The 17,135-nt window shown below is 36.2% G+C and carries 19 protein-coding genes; 3 read left to right on the forward strand and 16 right to left on the reverse strand.

The genetic code is table 11. From position 1 onward, the window contains the following. Window position 1: 1 nt before the first annotated feature. The 8 genes from GVV20_RS07565 to tmk all read right to left on the reverse strand — a co-directional run bounded on the left by GVV20_RS07565 (window position 2) and on the right by tmk (window position 7,301). Window positions 2-604, reverse strand: coding sequence for a histidine phosphatase family protein (locus tag GVV20_RS07565; RefSeq protein ID WP_159741445.1), 603 nt, complete (start codon window positions 602-604; stop codon window positions 2-4). 42 nt (window positions 605-646) lie between these two features. Continuing rightward, complete coding sequence (gene metG, locus GVV20_RS07570) at window positions 647-2,566, reverse strand: methionine--tRNA ligase (RefSeq protein ID WP_159812716.1); 1,920 nt, start codon at window positions 2,564-2,566, stop codon at window positions 647-649. Between the two features lie 95 nt (window positions 2,567-2,661). Then, window positions 2,662-3,429: a tyrosine-protein phosphatase gene (locus GVV20_RS07575; protein WP_159741324.1), complete on the reverse strand. Its 768-nt coding sequence runs from the start codon at window positions 3,427-3,429 to the stop codon at window positions 2,662-2,664. Between the two features lie 46 nt (window positions 3,430-3,475). Further along, window positions 3,476-3,874: a Fur family transcriptional regulator gene (locus tag GVV20_RS07580; RefSeq protein ID WP_159634902.1), complete on the reverse strand. Its 399-nt coding sequence runs from the start codon at window positions 3,872-3,874 to the stop codon at window positions 3,476-3,478. A 30-nt stretch (window positions 3,875-3,904) separates the two neighbouring features. Then, window positions 3,905-4,879 carry a GMP reductase gene (guaC, locus tag GVV20_RS07585; RefSeq protein WP_159634899.1) on the reverse strand — a complete coding sequence of 325 codons (975 nt, stop codon included), beginning with the start codon at window positions 4,877-4,879 and terminating at the stop codon, window positions 3,905-3,907. A gap of 10 nt (window positions 4,880-4,889) precedes the next feature. Continuing rightward, entirely contained in the window at window positions 4,890-5,735 is an 846-nt protein-coding gene (gene rsmI, locus GVV20_RS07590; RefSeq protein WP_159741325.1) for a 16S rRNA (cytidine(1402)-2'-O)-methyltransferase, read from the reverse strand. 11 nt (window positions 5,736-5,746) lie between these two features. After that, window positions 5,747-6,688, reverse strand: coding sequence for a DNA polymerase III subunit delta' (locus tag GVV20_RS07595; RefSeq protein WP_159741326.1), 942 nt, complete (start codon window positions 6,686-6,688; stop codon window positions 5,747-5,749). Next, a complete protein-coding gene (gene tmk, locus GVV20_RS07600; protein WP_159641728.1) occupies window positions 6,672-7,301 on the reverse strand; it encodes a dTMP kinase in 630 nt (209 codons plus the stop codon). The genes GVV20_RS07595 and tmk overlap by 17 nt, the downstream gene beginning before the upstream one ends. A gap of 104 nt (window positions 7,302-7,405) precedes the next feature. On the opposite strand from tmk, the gene GVV20_RS07605 reads away from it, so the two are divergent. Both GVV20_RS07605 and GVV20_RS07610 read left to right on the forward strand, forming a co-directional pair. Next, the gene (locus tag GVV20_RS07605; RefSeq protein ID WP_159741327.1) at window positions 7,406-7,624 is read left to right on the forward strand and encodes a hypothetical protein; all 219 of its coding nucleotides are present in this window, start codon (window positions 7,406-7,408) and stop codon (window positions 7,622-7,624) included. Further along, entirely contained in the window at window positions 7,608-8,150 is a 543-nt protein-coding gene (locus GVV20_RS07610; RefSeq protein WP_159741328.1) for an NUDIX hydrolase, read from the forward strand. The genes GVV20_RS07605 and GVV20_RS07610 overlap by 17 nt, the downstream gene beginning before the upstream one ends. A 21-nt stretch (window positions 8,151-8,171) precedes the next feature. Here the strand turns inward: GVV20_RS07610 and GVV20_RS07615 are convergent, their stop codons facing one another. The 8 genes from GVV20_RS07615 to rpmH all read right to left on the reverse strand — a co-directional run bounded on the left by GVV20_RS07615 (window position 8,172) and on the right by rpmH (window position 15,004). After that, the gene (locus GVV20_RS07615) at window positions 8,172-8,492 is read right to left on the reverse strand and encodes an FtsB family cell division protein (protein ID WP_159639959.1); all 321 of its coding nucleotides are present in this window, start codon (window positions 8,490-8,492) and stop codon (window positions 8,172-8,174) included. Window positions 8,493-8,730: 238 nt separating this feature from the next. After that, on the reverse strand, window positions 8,731-8,994 hold the full coding sequence (locus GVV20_RS07620) for an RNA-binding S4 domain-containing protein (protein WP_159634878.1): 264 nt from the start codon (window positions 8,992-8,994) through the stop codon (window positions 8,731-8,733). After that, on the reverse strand, window positions 8,984-12,406 hold the full coding sequence (mfd, locus tag GVV20_RS07625) for a transcription-repair coupling factor (protein WP_159741329.1): 3,423 nt from the start codon (window positions 12,404-12,406) through the stop codon (window positions 8,984-8,986). The genes GVV20_RS07620 and mfd overlap by 11 nt, the downstream gene beginning before the upstream one ends. After that, a complete protein-coding gene (gene pth / locus GVV20_RS07630) occupies window positions 12,403-12,957 on the reverse strand; it encodes an aminoacyl-tRNA hydrolase (RefSeq protein WP_159741330.1) in 555 nt (184 codons plus the stop codon). Before pth ends, mfd begins: the two co-directional genes overlap by 4 nt. A 38-nt stretch (window positions 12,958-12,995) precedes the next feature. Beyond that, entirely contained in the window at window positions 12,996-13,610 is a 615-nt protein-coding gene (locus GVV20_RS07635) for a Jag family protein (protein ID WP_159634869.1), read from the reverse strand. A 16-nt stretch (window positions 13,611-13,626) separates the two neighbouring features. Beyond that, on the reverse strand, window positions 13,627-14,472 hold the full coding sequence (gene yidC, locus GVV20_RS07640) for a membrane protein insertase YidC (RefSeq protein ID WP_159639953.1): 846 nt from the start codon (window positions 14,470-14,472) through the stop codon (window positions 13,627-13,629). Between the two features lie 24 nt (window positions 14,473-14,496). After that, window positions 14,497-14,823, reverse strand: coding sequence for a ribonuclease P protein component (gene rnpA / locus GVV20_RS07645; RefSeq protein WP_159741780.1), 327 nt, complete (start codon window positions 14,821-14,823; stop codon window positions 14,497-14,499). A 46-nt stretch (window positions 14,824-14,869) separates the two neighbouring features. Next, window positions 14,870-15,004, reverse strand: a complete 135-nt coding sequence (gene rpmH / locus GVV20_RS07650; protein ID WP_003774176.1) for a 50S ribosomal protein L34 — start codon at window positions 15,002-15,004, stop codon at window positions 14,870-14,872. A 596-nt stretch (window positions 15,005-15,600) separates the two neighbouring features. Here rpmH and dnaA point away from each other — a divergent pair. Further along, complete coding sequence (gene dnaA, locus GVV20_RS07655) at window positions 15,601-16,974, forward strand: chromosomal replication initiator protein DnaA (RefSeq protein WP_159634860.1); 1,374 nt, start codon at window positions 15,601-15,603, stop codon at window positions 16,972-16,974. Window positions 16,975-17,135: the final 161 nt, after the last annotated feature.

Here is a 17,135-nt window from a genome sequence, read left to right on the forward strand (position 1 = left end):
TTTACTCCCAGACTTTATGGTAAGAGTTAAGGCGGATATGATTATGCATTGCATCAAAATCTAAATCCATGACATATCCCAGTCCATTGGGTGCTTCAATATTCATACGCTCTTCAAACGACAGTGGCGCAAGAAATGTAAGAACCATCATAATAACACCTGCATGACAAACAATCGTAACACTATCTTCATTCGACGCATCCATTTCGGAAAGTATTTTAGTTAGCTTTCCAAAAACACGTAAACTCATTTGCGAAACAGTCTCACCATTTAGAACTGGTTTATTGTTTCCAAAGAGTTCGTCGAACGGATTAAAATCCATGGCATCCCATGCAACATTTTCATAATCGCCCACTGACATTTCACGAAATGCTGATGTTTTCTCTGCAAGCGGTGTTTCTTCACCATAAAGAATTTTAAATGTATCGTAAGCGCGGCTCAGATCAGAGCTGTAATAACGATCGGTTTTGGGATAGGTATACGTTTCTCGGTGTTGACGTAACTCTTCAATTCCTTTTTCACATAACGGTGTATCGTACCAACCTGCACAAACACCCGTATCATTAGCCATAGAACGACCATGACGGATAAAAACAACTTTCATAAATTCCTCCTAAAAATAAATCCCTCCTTGCGGAGGGACTGATTAACTAATTTGTGTTCCGTTTGCGACAGTTCCACCTGAAACAAGATCCATTCCCTCAGCATCTTTGGCTGCTAGGATCATTCCGTTTGATTGGACACCGCGTAAACTGACAGGTTTTAAGTTCGTTACTACAACAACTTGTTTCCCCATTAGTTCGTCCTTCGTAAAGTGTTCCACAAGACCACTTACGACTTGGACAGTTTTAGATCCTAAGTCAACTTGAACTACATAGAGTTTGTCGGCTTTTGGATGTTTCTCAACATCGACTATTGTTCCTGTTTTTAGGATCATTTTCTTGAATTCGTCTATCGTGATTTCTTCGACGACTTCTTCAACCACTGCTGGTTCTTCTTCAACAGTAAGTTTTGCTAAAGTTTCTTCTTTATCTAAACGTGAGAAGATAATTTCAGTTTTATCGATAACTTTGTGACCCAATGGTGTACGACCATATTGACGAGCACTTTCGAATGAACGATCTTCAACATTAATCTGGTCAAGAATTTTTTGAGATGTCGATGGAATGAATGCTTCTAAAGCGATACCACCAACACGAATCAATTCTACAAGATTATAAAGTACGGTTTGTAGGCGATCACTTGACGCTTCATCTTTTGCCAGTACCCATGGTTGTGTATCATCAATATATTTATTTCCTTTACGGAAAAGACTTACAATTTCACTGATTGCATCTGCAACATGTAACGTTTCCATTTTTGTTTCGACATTTGGTATCAAGTTTTGAATTGCATCAACAAGTTCTGTATCTAGTGGGTCTGTCACAGTGTTCACCGTTAGGACACCCCCGTAGTATTTATTGATCATCGCAACTGTACGATTAACTAAGTTCCCTATAATATTCGCAAGGTCTGTGTTAATACGTTCAATCATCAGTTCATTTGTGATATGGCCATCACGTTCATATGGCATTTCATGAAGCATAATATAACGAACAGGATCAACACCAAACACTGCAGCCAAGTCGTCAACATAAACCATGTTTCCTTTTGACTTACTCATCTTATCATCACCGGCAAGTAACCATGGATGACCAAAAATTTGTTCGGGTAATTCAACATCTAATGCCATGAGAATAATTGGCCAGTAAATTGTGTGGAATCGTAAAATATCTTTACCAATTAAATGAACATCTGCTGGCCACCATTCTGCAAACTCTGCACTATGGTTTCCATCAGCATCATATCCAATACCTGTAATATAGTTGATTAATGCATCAATCCATACGTAAACAACATGTTCTGGATCAAAATCAACAGGAATTCCCCATTTGAAACTTGTACGAGAAACCGCTAAATCGTGAAGTGGTTCTGTTAAAAAGTTTTTGACCATTTCATTTTTACGTGATTCTGGTTGAATGAAATTTGGATTATCTTGAATATGTTTTACCAAACGATCTTGATATTTGCTCATTTTAAAGAAGTATGTTTCTTCTTTTTGACGTTCTAATTTTGCACCACAATCTGGGCATAAACCACCTTTAACTTGAATGTCTGAGTAAAATGCTTCATCAGCTTTACAGTACCAACCTTCGTAAACACCTTTATAGATATCCCCTTGGTCATGTAATTTTTTGAATACTTTTTTGACTTGTGCTTTATGATCTTCATCTGTTGTTCGAATGAAGTAATCATATTTTACGTCCATGAGATCAAAAAGATCACGAATAATTGTAGAAATGTTATCAACATGTTCTTTTGGTGTAATGCCCGCTGCAATCGCATAATCCTCGATTTTTTGTCCATGCTCGTCTGTTCCAGTTTGGAAACGAACATTAAAGCCTTGTGCACGTTTAAATCTCGCGATAGCATCAGCTAATACGATTTCATAAATGTTCCCAACATGAGGCTTTGCTGAGGTATAAGCAATGGCGGATGTAATGTAATAATTTTTTTTATCTTTCATATAGGCCTCCGCATATTTCTTTGTAATTATAGCTTATTTAGTCACTTCTCACAACTTAGAAAAGAAAATCTCAATGGGATTCAATCCCACTGAGATTATTGTTCTGTTACGTAAATTGTTTGAAGTATTTCAATATCGTCTGCAGTAAGTTCTAGGACTTCCGCAACGTAGGTATCAAAATCTCCATAATCTTCATCGATTGCATCAAATGCTGCTTGAATATAGGATTCCGCAACCATTGTATATCCTCGATAATTTTCAATTTGTTCTGGTGTCGCATCAGGATGTTGTTCTAACATAAGAGCAACCATACGTTTCTGATTATCTTTATTTAGGATATTTGTCATCAAATAATCTTCTAAAATCGATTCTCGGGATGCCCCAAGAATTTTCAATATTTGAGCAGCTGCGAATCCGGTCCGATCTTTTCCTGCTGAACAATGGAAGTAAGTAGCACCTTCACGATTATTTAAAAGTTCCTTGAAGAATTGGCGGTACTCATTGCGAGCGTCTTCATCACGAATAAATGTATCATTTAGTGATTGCATATGCTCAACCGAGTTTACGTCTTCGACCATCTTTAGCATTTCCATAGGGTCTGCTGTTGTGCGTTCACGTTTACCGAGTATATCCAAATGCGTATAACGGACACCATCAAGAATTTCGTTAGGTTGACGATCTTGTTCATTAAGTGTCCGCAAGTCGATCACATGCGTTAACTCAAATTCATCAACAAGACGTGCTCGCGTTTGGTCATCCAAATTTTCAAGAGGACCACCTCGCAACAATTTATGTGGTTTCACAACGCCATTAGTAACAGGTATTCCAGCTAAATCACGGAAATTTAATATTTTTGTATGCATGTACTATCCCTTTCGTATCTATTGAAAAATCCCGTAATTACGGGATTTAGCTTTTTTTGGTTCGTTTTTTTAAACATTCGCTGCAGATTCCCTCAAATGACATATCGTGATCAATCACGAGACATCCAAGTTCTTGTTCTACAAGCGCATGTAAATCATCGCGATACTCAATCTCTACATCTTGTATTCGATTGCATTCGCGACATCTAAAATGATAATGATCATGGAGATTCTTATCATAGATAAATCCTAGCTCAGGATGGCGCACACGGTTAATCAACTTTTCTGCATACAAAACGTTAAGATTGCGATAAATAGTCGCAATTCCTACCGATACTCCATGCTCTTTTAATGTTGAATGTATTTCGTCTGCGGTCATATGTCCGTCAGATGCTTGAATAACATCGAGGATTTCTTGTCTTTGTTTTGTAAGTTTTAAACTCATAGCATCACCCTGTGTAAATTATATCATATTTTAACGGTCGCCGTTAAATATAGAATTCTTAACAATTACGTAATCTACTTTGCGGATTGACTCAAGGTCTCTTCCACCCGCATAGGAGATTGAAGATTGTAAGTCTTGCTTCATTTCTAACAATGTATCGGCAAGATTTCCCTTGTATGGTACCAAGATTTTCTTACCTTCGACATTTTTATGTTCACCTTTTTGGAATTGTGACGCACTACCAAAGTATTCTTTGAATGTAACACCATCTTTTTCAACAGTTTCACCTGGAGATTCTTCGTGCCCTGCAAAGAGTGAACCAATCATACACATTGTTGCTCCAAAACGAATTGATTTTGCAATATCACCATGGTCGCGAATACCCCCATCAGCAATAATTGGCTTACGTGCAGCTTTAGCACACCATGCTAGCGCTGATAGTTGCCATCCACCAGTTCCAAAACCTGTTTTTAATTTTGTGATACATACTTTTCCAGGTCCAACGCCAACTTTCGTAGCATCCGCTCCCGCATTTTCAAGTTCGCGAACAGCTTCAGGTGTTGCGACATTACCCGCAATTACGAATGTTTGAGGAATGAATTTTTTAATATGTTTAATCATTGAGATAACGGACTCTGAGTGACCATGAGCAATATCAATTGTAATATAATCAGGGATCACATTGTCATTAGCGAGTTGTTCGATAAAACCATACTCATCACCTTTGACACCAACGCTAATCGATGAAAATAAATTACGTTCTGCCATTTCCTTTATGAAGTCATAACGACGTGCTTCATCGAAGCGGTGCATAACATAAAAATAGTTATTTTCTGCTAACCAGATTGCGAGGGGTTCATCAATAACGGTTTGCATGTTTGCAGGAACAATTGGCATTTCAAAACGGCGGTTTCCTAATTCAATGCTTGTATCACACTCTGAACGACTGTTCACAATACATTTATTGGGAATCAATTGAATATCTTCATAATCAAAAATTTTCATTTTATCTCTCCTATTTTGATTCGTGGTACTGCGCATAAAGATCATTTTTAGATACATTATTACGCTTCGCTACCAATGAGATTGATCGTGATACTGAATTTCCCTCTGAAATTGCGTCATCAATTTGCGAAATGAGCGTTTCAAACGTCACAATTTCTTCAACTGAATTTTTCTCAATGACAAGAACAAATTCGCCTTTAATCACATCGACTGCATCGATAACTTCGGTAACACTGCCACGTATGAATTCTTCATGCATTTTGGTGAGTTCACGAACAAGGCATATTTGGCGATTACCTAATACATCATACACGATTTCTAGGGTCTTTGCTAACTTGTGAACCGATAAATAATAGACAGTTGTCATCGGCAAATCTTTATCCTTTTCGAGCTGTTTTTTTAGTTGATTCTCCTTATGTTCCAAGAATCCCATAAACGCAAATGGTTGGGCAACAAGACCTGATGCGACTAATGCATTTAGAAATGCACTCGCACCTGAAATTGGTACAACATTGTATCCAGCAGCAATAACATCTCGAACCAAGGTTTGCCCGGGATCTGAAATTAGGGGGTATCCTGCATCACTAATTAATGCAACGCTCGAATGGTTATGCAATAGTTCGATAATCCCTTGTGAACTCTCATGTTCGTTGTGAGCATGATGACTGATTAACTTCGTTTCAATCTCAAAATGCGAAAATAATTTACGCGCATTACGTGTATCCTCTGCAGCAACAATGTCTACCGTTTTGAGAATCTCAATGGCACGTGGTGTCATTTCTTGTAAGTTTCCAATTGGTGTTGCGACAAGATACAGTGTTGGCAGTTCATTTTTAAAACTTTGTTGTTTAATCATAGCGGGACCTCCTAGAGCGTAAATGTTTTATGCTGATTTACAATTTCATAAGCGAGTTGATCAATGAGTAAGTTTGTATTTACCCCAGGGCGAATTCTGTCTTTAATCATCAATACACGCTTCTTATATCCAAGTTTTGTATTGTCATTCATTTTATCGACATATTGATTAAATTTTGGAAATGTTTCAAAATCCAAACTCACTAAGAGTACATCTAAAAATAAATCGATTGTTGTTTTGTCTAAGACTTTTTGTTTGATACCACGGTGCTGCATAAGAACGACACCTTCGTGAATGCGTTTATCATTTAACATCCCTAAAACTTCTAACGCCAAATCTACGGTCGCTTGATAACCTTCGCTTTGACTTACTGAAAGCATTGCTTCGACAGTATTTTCAACCCTTGATAATAAATAGGCATCTTGCTCATCAAGTCCTTCTTCAATACCGGCTTCGAAGAGCATTTTTTGATCATTGTCCTTCAATTGAATAAGTAGGCATCGTGATTTAATCGTTTCTAAGACGCGATTGGGTTGCGATGTCGTGAGAATTGCAGTCACATCACTATCCGGTTCTTCAAGAAACTTTAAAATACTATTCATAGCAGCGATACTAGCATTTTCTACATCTTCAATAATATAAACTTTACGAGAATTGGCTTCCATATTGGTTTGAACAAATTGCTCTTTCAACGTTACAATCTCTTGCTTTTTAATACTTTCATCTTTACTACTTAAAACGCTATAGTCACCATGTGTTCGCTCTTTAATTCGAAGACACACACTACATGTTCCACACGCACCAATTTCTTGTTGCATGCACATTAAACTCTGCGCCATATACTCTGCAAAAGAAAAAGCATCACTTTTCCCTACAATTAGGTATGCATGTGATACACGATTTTTTTCTTGTTGTTTATGAAATAAATTTAATGCTTCAGTTTGAACGTTCATTAATAACCTCTTCAATAATTGCTATTGCTTGTGCAGCAACCGCTTCGACAGTTCCAGTACCATCAATCACACGAATACGGTCTGGAAAACGACGAATGACTTCTTGATATCCTTCATAGACACGTTTATGAAATTCAAACCCTTCCATCTCCAAACGATCTTTTGCACCCCGTTTACCTGTACGCTCCAAACCAATTTCTGGGTCACAATCAATAAAAATCGTAACATCTGGAAGATGACTATCAATTGCAAACTTATTAATTTCCCAAACTTCATCAATACCGATTCCACGGGCATATCCTTGATACGCTAGTGATGAATCAACAAAACGATCACAAAAAACGATACGACCTGCTTCGACGGCAGGTACAATTTTCTCCACTAAGTGTTGACGACGACTTGCTGCATACAATAATGCTTCCGTTCGATCATCCATCTCTGTGTGGACTGGATCAAGGATCAGGTTTCGAATCTTTTCTGAAATTCCAATTCCCCCAGGTTCACGTGTTAGCAAGATATCTTCCCCTTTATCAATAAAATACTCTGTTAAATATTTCGTGATAGTTGTCTTACCGCTTCCGTCTGGTCCTTCAAATGATACAAATAATCCCATAATCACACCTCTTTTTTTATCATTATATCATGCATCATTCTTTATTGTTGTTTGAAAAAATGATTTCAGTTAGAATGAAAAGTGATGAAAGAAGGATTACGTTGATGAAACCACTTAAACAGGCATTTCACAATGCTGCTGATGACAAAACTTATAATGGATTGATTGCTATAATTTTTATTTTGATGATTGTTTATATGTTTTGGCCACAACCCTTTATTCCCGTTATCACAGGAATTTTGTTGATTGTTTGCTTTGGTTATCTTATTAAACACTATGTTGGTGCGCGAAAGGATTATAAAAACAATGGTAAAACCTTATAAAAAACTCGATGAACGAAAAAAATTTGACGGCTTTCTTATAGATGCCTTTGAGGCTGATTTTGAGACCGAGGCAGGTATTTTCACAGCTGAAGTCTTAAAACACCCTGGTGGGGCTGTAATCGCAGCGACACACGATGATGAATACTTTTATGTCGTTGATCAATTCCGTTTTGGTACAGAAATGATCATGACTGAATTTCCAGCTGGGAAAACAGATCCAGGAGAAATTCCCCTCAATGTTGCGAAACGTGAACTTCAAGAAGAAATTGGATATCGTGCCCAAACTATTGTGCCACTTGGAATTATGCATCCAACACCTGCCTATCTTACAGAAGCATTAGCCTTATTCTACGCTACTGATTTAGAATTTGTTGGACAAAATCTTGATGAGGGTGAAGAACTTCACGTTCATCAACTCAAGCTCTCAGAGATTGAAGCAAAAATCATGAGTAATGAAATTACGGATGCAAAGACAATTGCACTTGCAATGAAGCTGCGTCTTTACTTACAAAATAAAAAGGTATGACACAATGTCATACCTTTTCTATTATTCACCCTTAGGTAAAATAAATACTTGTTCTCCCGACTTCGATAAGAGGTGGGTACCACGTGCATAGTTTTGAACGTAGGTCGGATCTTCTAAACGAGCCTTTTCTTCATTGAGAGTTGTTTGTTCATCTTTCAATGTATCCAATTGGGATTGAACGGTATTTAGTTCTTGTTTAAGTTGTGCTGTTGTAACTAATTCGTTTACGGATTTTGTTAACATGTATCCCGAAAATGCAAGAACGGCAACACCAAGACATGTTGAAATAATTTTAACAAGTGGTGATGTTTTTTTAATTTTTTTCTTAGCAATTTGAGCCATAGTGTCTCATCTTCCTTTTCTTTACACACCTAATTATACCGACAAATTATTACGTTTCAAGAGTTGTCACTTCACTTTCACAATGCTCATATTGTAATAATATTTCAAGTATATCTTCACATATTTTAAATTTTCGCACTATGTAGTGACGTTTTTGTCACAATTCAGACCTGTTTTCTTAATAAATAAAGACAGTGAATGTGAATTAAAATAAACTAATTCACATATTCGAAGATACTTATTCACTCTTTTCGATGCGTTTATCATCCAATAATTCATACATTGGAGGATTTGAACGCAGAATTTTATCACTTAAAAAAGTTACTTCCACCTTAATATGACGATGTTCAAAGCGAATTTCGATGACGTTCCCAACCGCGACTTCAGTCGATGGTTTTGCTAATTTCCCATTCACAAATACACGATTATCATCAGCCAAATCTTTCGCAATTGTACGTCGTTTAATGATTCGCGATACTTTTAAATACTTATCAAGCCTCATGATTTTGCTCCTTTACATGTTCTAAAACATAAATTAAATCTTCAGCCCATCCTTTATAGACAGGCAATTCGATTGATATCATTCGATTCGTATACTTAATTTTAATCTCACTAGAGCGTTCCGAAATCAATTCAAAGAGACTGATCCCATCGACATTTGAACTGTATGCTTCTGTGAATCGTAATTCAACTTTATTCACACGTTCCTTAAATGATTCAATACGCTCGTCACGTAAGAAAATTTCTAAGCGTGTTTTTTCCAATAACATTGTTACCGACTCTGGAAGTTCTCCATAACGATCTCGCATTTCATCATAGAATCGTTTTAGATCAGAAATGGTTTCTAAGTCATTAATACGTTGATACAATTCCAGTTTTTCACCATCATCACTTGTAAAATCGTCGGGTAAATAACCATCGACACTTAGATTATATCGTGATTCTGTTTCCGGTGTTTCAATGCCTTTACCTTGACGCTCAGAAATAGCCTCTTTAAGAAGTTGAACGTATAAATCAATACCCACAGTGTCAATGAATCCGGATTGATTTCCGCCTAGCAATTCTCCCGCACCACGAATAGTAAGATCACGCATTGCAATCTTATAGCCACTTCCTAATTGCGTAAATTCCTTAATTGCTTGCAGACGTTTTTGCGCAACTTCTGTGATATTTTGTTTACTTGGGATCATAAAATATGCATAGGCCAAACGATCTGATCGACCAACACGACCTTTAATTTGATACAGTTGAGACAGTCCAAATCGATGGGCATTGTCTACAATAATTGTATTCGCATTTGGAATATCAATGCCTGTTTCGATAATTGTGGTACATACCAAGACGTTAATCTCTTTCTCAATAAACTGGATCATAACATCTTCAATGTCACTACGATCCATCTGTCCATGTATAACCGCAACACGCGCTTGTGGAACCGACATTGCAATATTATTTGCAACACTATAAATTTGCTCCACATTGTTGTAGAGATAGAATGCCTGTCCATCACGATTTAGTTCTTTTGCAAGAATTTCTTTAATTGTTTTTTGGTTTTTCTCGATTACATAGGTCATAACTGGGAGTCGATTTGACGGTGGAGTATTAAGTTGTGACAATGAGCGAAGACCAATTAATGACATTTGTAACGTTCTCGGAATCGGCGTTGCACTCAACGATAGTACATCAACCGATACTTTAAATTCTTTAATCCGTTCCTTATGTTCGACACCAAAACGTTGCTCTTCATCAATAATTAATAACCCGAGGTCATGGTGCTTGATATCTCGCGATAAAACACGATGCGTTCCAACTAAAATATCAACTTTTCCATCTTTAAAACGCTGAATGATATCTTTTTGTTCTTTATCAGATACGAAACGATTCAATACTTCAACCACAATTGGATAATTTGCGAAGCGTTCTTTAAACGTTCGAGCATGTTGGGCACTAAGAATCGTAGTTGGACACAAGAAGATAACTTGTTTACTATCTACAAATGCTTTAAATGCTGCCCGGATTGCGACTTCTGTTTTTCCGAATCCGACGTCACCGATAAGGAGTCGGTCCATTGGAAGCGGTCTTTCCATATCTTCCTTGATCTCTTTGATTGCTTGTTTTTGATCTGGAGTCAACTCGTACTCGAACTCTGATTCGAATTGCTTTTGAAATTCGGTATCAGGTTGGTATGCGTAACCAACACTTTCAATTCGCTGTGAGTATAGATTAACAAGCTTATCCGCAACTAATGCAACATCTTGTTTAACTCTATCTTTATTCTTTTGCCATGCACTACTTCCAAGCTTACTGAGCTTAACCGCAGTTGCTTCAGAAGACATGTATTTTCGAACTAAACTAAATTGTTCAAGAGGGACAAATAATTCATCACCATCACGATACATGATTCTCATAAAGTCTTTATGGACTCCTTCAATTTCTTTTGTCGTAATTCCCATGTAACGTCCAATTCCATATTGACGATGCACAACATAATCAGAAGTGTCTAAATCTTGAAGTTGGTTCAAAGATTCTGCTTTTGAGAATTTATTGTCATAGCGGTATTTCTTTTTACGATATTGGTATAGCTCTTTTTCAGTGAAAACAAGAATTCTTTCATCTTCTAGATAAAATCCACTTTGGATATCTGAGTAATCAATATAAATCCCTGGTTTACTTGGATAGTCCGTTAATACTGTATATGACATATCTGCATTAATGAGTGCACGGATAAATTCTTCCATGTTGTGTTCATTTAAGGCAATGATGACACGTTGGGTTATAGCTTCTTTACGAATCCATTGAAGTGTCTCCACGATATTATCCGATATTATGTTTGCACTATGCCAAGGAACGAAGACTTCATTTTCAATCTGATACTCATGAATTTTCATTTTTGAAGCATCATTAAGGTAAGAGCTATATTCTGCATACATATTATTAATATAGATTAACTCGTGCATGTCATACAATTCTTCGGAATACTCTGCTAAATCTATCGTATTTTGTTTTAATGTTCGTTCCACACCCTCAACCGAACTTAAAATTTGCTGCGCATCTTTCACGAAATCATAGATGGTTGCATAGTTTTCCCAGTATCCAAGAAGGGGATAGAGTGTCGTATCATATGACCCTTGGTTTATCTGCTCCCGTTTGACTTCAACGTTATTGATAAGCTCTTCATTTTTTTCTAATGCCAATGCTTGATCAACTTTTGATACAATCATCGTTCTATCGGAATCTGTTAATAACACATCATTCGCAAAGACGATTGTTGCAGATTCAAGTTTTTCTTCTGATCTTTGATCATCAATATTGAAGGATCGAATACTTTCAACCTCAACATCAAAGAATTCAATGCGGATTGGCTTTTCCATTTGAACTGAAAAGATATCACAAACACCACCACGCATTGCAAACGTAAACGGCTGATCAACGTATTTAACGCGCGAGTAACCCATATTTTGAAAGTATTGCGCAAGTTCAATTGGCTCAAACTGGTCACCAATTTTTATGGTTGTAATTGCCTCTTGTAATGTATTGGGTGACGAAAGTTTACGAATCGAAGCAATCGCATGCGTGATACATATGTCATAGTCATTTTCTAATATTCGATAGAGTGCCTCAATTCGATTAGCACGCATAATTTCAGATTGTACGATAGCTTCAACTCTTAGAGATTCTTCATGGTTATAATATATAACTCTTGAATCGGGACTTATTCGCTGAATTTGATCGAACAGTTCTTGAGCTTGTTGCTCATTTTCTTTAACAATAAATATTTTTTTCTTGTTTTTTAATGTTGCTCCTATAGCTAACATTGCTTCTTGCATCACGCTCAAATGGGCAAAGTTATCTTTGCCCTGGGTGTATTGTTCAACAATAGGATTCGATTTTAAGTAATCTTTAAGCCAATTCATGAATTATTTGCTCCATTATAACGGTTCATAATTTCAAGAATTTCTATTCCTTCAGCAAAATCAATCGCCGCATCTGCAGCACGTTCGATAGCTGTTTCTTCATCAATTTTTCCCATAACGTAATCTGCAGTATTCATATGGGGATTTTTTCCTATCCCCACCTTAATACGTGCAATTTCAGATGTACCAATATGTTCGATGATACTCTTGATTCCATTTTGTCCACCAGAACTGCCTTTCGCGCGGATTCTGATTTTTCCCAAATCAAGGTCTTTATCGTCACTTATGATAATAATATCCTCTGGATATGCATCATAATATGCCACAACTTCTCGGACAGCTTCGCCTGATAAGTTCATATATGTTTGTGGTTTAACGAGAATAACCTTTTGACCCTTTACGAATGTCTCCGCAATCAATGCTTTAAATTTCTTCGTAGAAATTGTTACTCCCAATTTAGAGGCAACTTTATCTATTGTAATAAAACCAGCATTATGGCGTGTACGTTCGTATTGTTTTCCGGGGTTCCCCAGACCTACAACTATTTTCATACATACCTCTTTAGAAAGAAAAGAATAAGGGCTTCCCCTTACTCTTTGTTTGGATCATAAATGATCTTTAGATGACGGTTACGGCCAGAACCTTCACTTAACGTTTTGACATTAGGGAAGTTCGTTAATTCTTTATGAATAACGCGGCGTTCATCATTTGGCATCGGATCTAACGATGCATCAACTTTAGATCGTTGAACTTGTTTAGCAATACGTTTTGCCATTGCTTTAAGTTTTTGGTAACGGTCATTTTTATAGTTATTAATATCAAGGCTAACAAAGAATCTACGTTTGAACTTAGCGTTAACAGCGTGACGAACCAATTGTCCTAGTCCATCTAGCGATTTACCACCACGGCCAATCAAGATTGCATTATTCTCTGCATTAATATTAATGCGAATATTATTATTGTTTTGATCAATTTCTATTTCAACGTTCTGGCCTAAACCACTAAAGAATGTAGTTAGGTAATCTTTAATGAACTCAGACACGTCTTGGAGGGCATATACTTCAGCAGTAACACTGGACCCAATTCCTAAGAATCCTGTCTTTTCTTCAGTTACGTAATATACTAAATCTTCGGGTTGAACATTTTTTTCTTTGGCTGCTTTACTTAGTAATTCATCCAAAGTCTTTGCGGTATATTGCTTCATGACTTCCTCCTACGAATTATTTTTGATCTGCGTATTTATTGTTAATATAAAGTGTTTGGAATAGTTGTCCCATAGCTGAAATCATCCAGTATAGACTCATTCCGATATTCCATGTTAAAGCAAAGAAAACGATCATTGCTAATGATACATACATCATTGAGCTTGCTGGGTTTGCTGGTTGCTTTTGATTTGGATATTTCTTCAATTTTTGTTTTGCTAAGTATTGTGGTAAGAACATTGATAATGCTTGGAAGATAACCATTAATGCGAATATTGTAATATACACAACATTCATTTCTTGGAATCCTTGCATTGGTGTTTTTTCTAATGTTTCTCCAAATACTGTTCCGCTAATAATTAAGTCTGCACGTGTAACCGCATAGTACATTGCAATCATGATTGGTAATTGTAATAATTGACCGCCGATTGCTGACATCGGTTTGATATCGTGTTTTTGGTATAGCTTTTGCATTTCGGTTGCTTTAGCCATTTTGGATTGTTGGTCAGTTCTGTTTCGGTATTTCTCTTCAATTTTTGCTTGTTCAGGTCCTAACAATTGCATTTTTTGTTGTTGAATTGTTGATTTGATTGATCCACGAATTGTTAATAAACGAATTAACAATGTAACGATAACAATTGATAATAACGCTCCAACATATTGAGCAAAGAAGTTAAGTAATTGTGCAATAGGCCATACAAAGATAGCGCCGAACCAGCTCTCTTTACCCCATGTCCATGCATCTCCTAATCGAATAATTGATTCTGGATACACTTGTTTCGTTACAGGATCAACATAGCTCATACATCCTGTTAGTACTACAAGTAGTAATCCTAGGAGTGCAATTTTTTTATATTTTCTCATCTAAATCTCCTAACATACGTACTGTTATATTTTAACTGTTTTTAGGAGTTTTTCCAAGTCTTTTCGGTTTTCCTCAAAACTTGTTTCAAAATAGCTTTTACGTACCATAATAATATAGTCATAATCACTTTCAAAAACTCCAATATCTTGAACCATTGAGCGTACTTGGCGCTTGGTTTTATTTCTTAATACGGCTCCACCTAGTTTTTTAGGAACTGATATTCCAAATCGTGGGCTCATCTCTTTTTTTGTATCTATATATACTGAAAAAGACTTCGAATTTTTGAAACGACGTCGTTGCATAATTCGCTGAAAATCTCTTGGATTTTTTACTCTAAGTTCTCTTTTCATAATTCACTTCCATCTTTACAAAAAAGCCACCCGCATGGGTGACTTTTTATGCAGATAACACTTTTCTTCCTTTTGATCTACGACGTGAAAGCACTCGACGTCCGCCAACTGTTTTCATACGGGCTCTGAAGCCATGGACCTTTTGGTGTTTCCTTTTGCTCGGTTGATAAGTTCTCTTCATTGAAAACCACCTCCAGTTCTTTTTTACGATAAAGAGCAAATGCTTTAAAATTATATATAATCTGTATCCAAATGTCAACGAAACCCACGAGTGAGTACGCTTTTTTTTATTGATTCAGAAAACATGCTTTTCCATCTTAACAAATTCAACAACATTTATCCACATTATTTTAATAATTTAAGGATTGGTGATAACCCTGTTTATAAATCAGTGGATTAAATATCTGTTTATTTTATCCACTTTGACTCTTAACACCTTTTACCACCACTTTTTAACATTGTTTATCAACACTTTGTTGATATGTGGGAAAGTACATTATATACAGTGTTTAAGCCCTATAATGATGTTGTTAATACGTTTGTAGTTCAAATATTATTCCTGAATAATTCATTTATCAACAGTTGTTGACTATCTTTTCAACTTTCCCCAATTAATCCACATTGATAATTTTGTGGATAAGTGTGGATAACTCTAAATTATCCACTGTTTACTGTATGGTCGATACTTATGATTGTGGATAACTTGTTATCAAAAAAATACCTGCTTTTTTTCTTATTTTTATTTGGTATTATAGTAAATGAACAAGGAGAAATGCCATGACAACGATGAAATTCTATTTAGAGGATGTTTGGGGAAAAGTTAAATCATATATTCAGAAAAACAGTCCTTTAGATGATATGATTTTTAAAACATATATTGAATCTGATACTCGTCTTGGTGCACTCGATGATGCAACGGCAACGATTGTTGTTTCAACTTATTTACAAAAAGTCATTCTGCATGATCAGCTTGAATACTTGAATAAAGCCATTAATTCTGTTTTAGAACGAGAAAACATGGTCTGCGAAGTTCTTGAAGAAGGTGAGTTCACACAGAAGAAGCCAATTACTGCTAATCCTGTTCCTGAAGTAAAGCGTGTTGTTAAATCTGATGGAATTGCTGTTGACCAGACTTTCGAAAATTTCGTAGTTGGACCTAGTAATAAGGAAAGTCATTCGGCTGCATTAGGTTGCGCGTATCGGCCTGGGCAGTTTTATACACCACTATTTATATATGGAAATTCTGGTTTAGGTAAAACCCACTTACTAAATGCAATTGGTAACTATATAAAAGGAAAGAATCCTAATGCGAAGGTCTTTTATACATCAAGTTCTGATTTTGTCAGACAGGTTGCCAACTCTATCCAGAATAGAGAAATTGAAGACTTCAAAGATCAAATGTATGATCTTGATGTTTTACTCATTGATGATATCCAGTTTTTAGCAGGTAAAGAAAAATCTCACGAGATTTTCTTCCATATTTTCAATGAATTAATTTATAACCGTAAGCAAATTGTTATTACTAGTGACAGACTTCCAACCGAAATTAAAGGACTCGAAGACCGCTTAATTAGTCGCTTTTCCTCAGGTTTATCTGTTGGCGTTGATTCGCCAGAGTTTGAAACTTCGCTTGCAATTCTAAAAATGAAAATAATGAGTCGAAGTGTTGATCCTGGTATTTTTGATGAAGATGTCCTCGCTTATGTCGCTGCAAATTTCTCTAAAGATGTGAGAACTTTAGAAGGTGCACTTAACCGCTTATTGTTTTACTCTATTCAATTCTCTAACAATGACCATATAAATTTAGATATAGCCATGTCTGCATTTAAGGTAACAAATGGACAACCAATAAAAACAAATGAATTGGATACAAAAACTATTAAACGTATTGTTGCTGACTACTATGGACTTACACAAGCTCAGCTTGTTTCTAAAGCACGAACAAAAGCAATTGCGAATGCACGCCATATTGCAATTTATCTATCGAGAAAGCATCTCGATTTACCGTACAATAAAATCGGTGAAGAATTTGGAAAACGTGATCATTCAACCATAATAAGTGCATGTGACAAAATTGAAAAGAAACTCAAAACAGATCAGCTTCTTGCACGGGCAATTTTTGAAATTGAATCTGAATTTAAAGCCAGCTAAATTTATCAGCTGGTTTTTCTTTTAGAGAAGTTATCAACAGTTATCCACATATTGATAACACACTAAAATAGCCTTATTTGCCGTATTATAGGCTCAAATGATATGTTATCCACTTTTCCACAGCCCTTAATAGTATTAAATTACTTAATATACTTATAAAT

The sequence above is a fragment of the Erysipelothrix aquatica genome (assembly GCF_009828775.2).
Classification (GTDB): domain Bacteria; phylum Bacillota_I; class Bacilli_A; order Erysipelotrichales; family Erysipelotrichaceae; genus Erysipelothrix; species Erysipelothrix aquatica.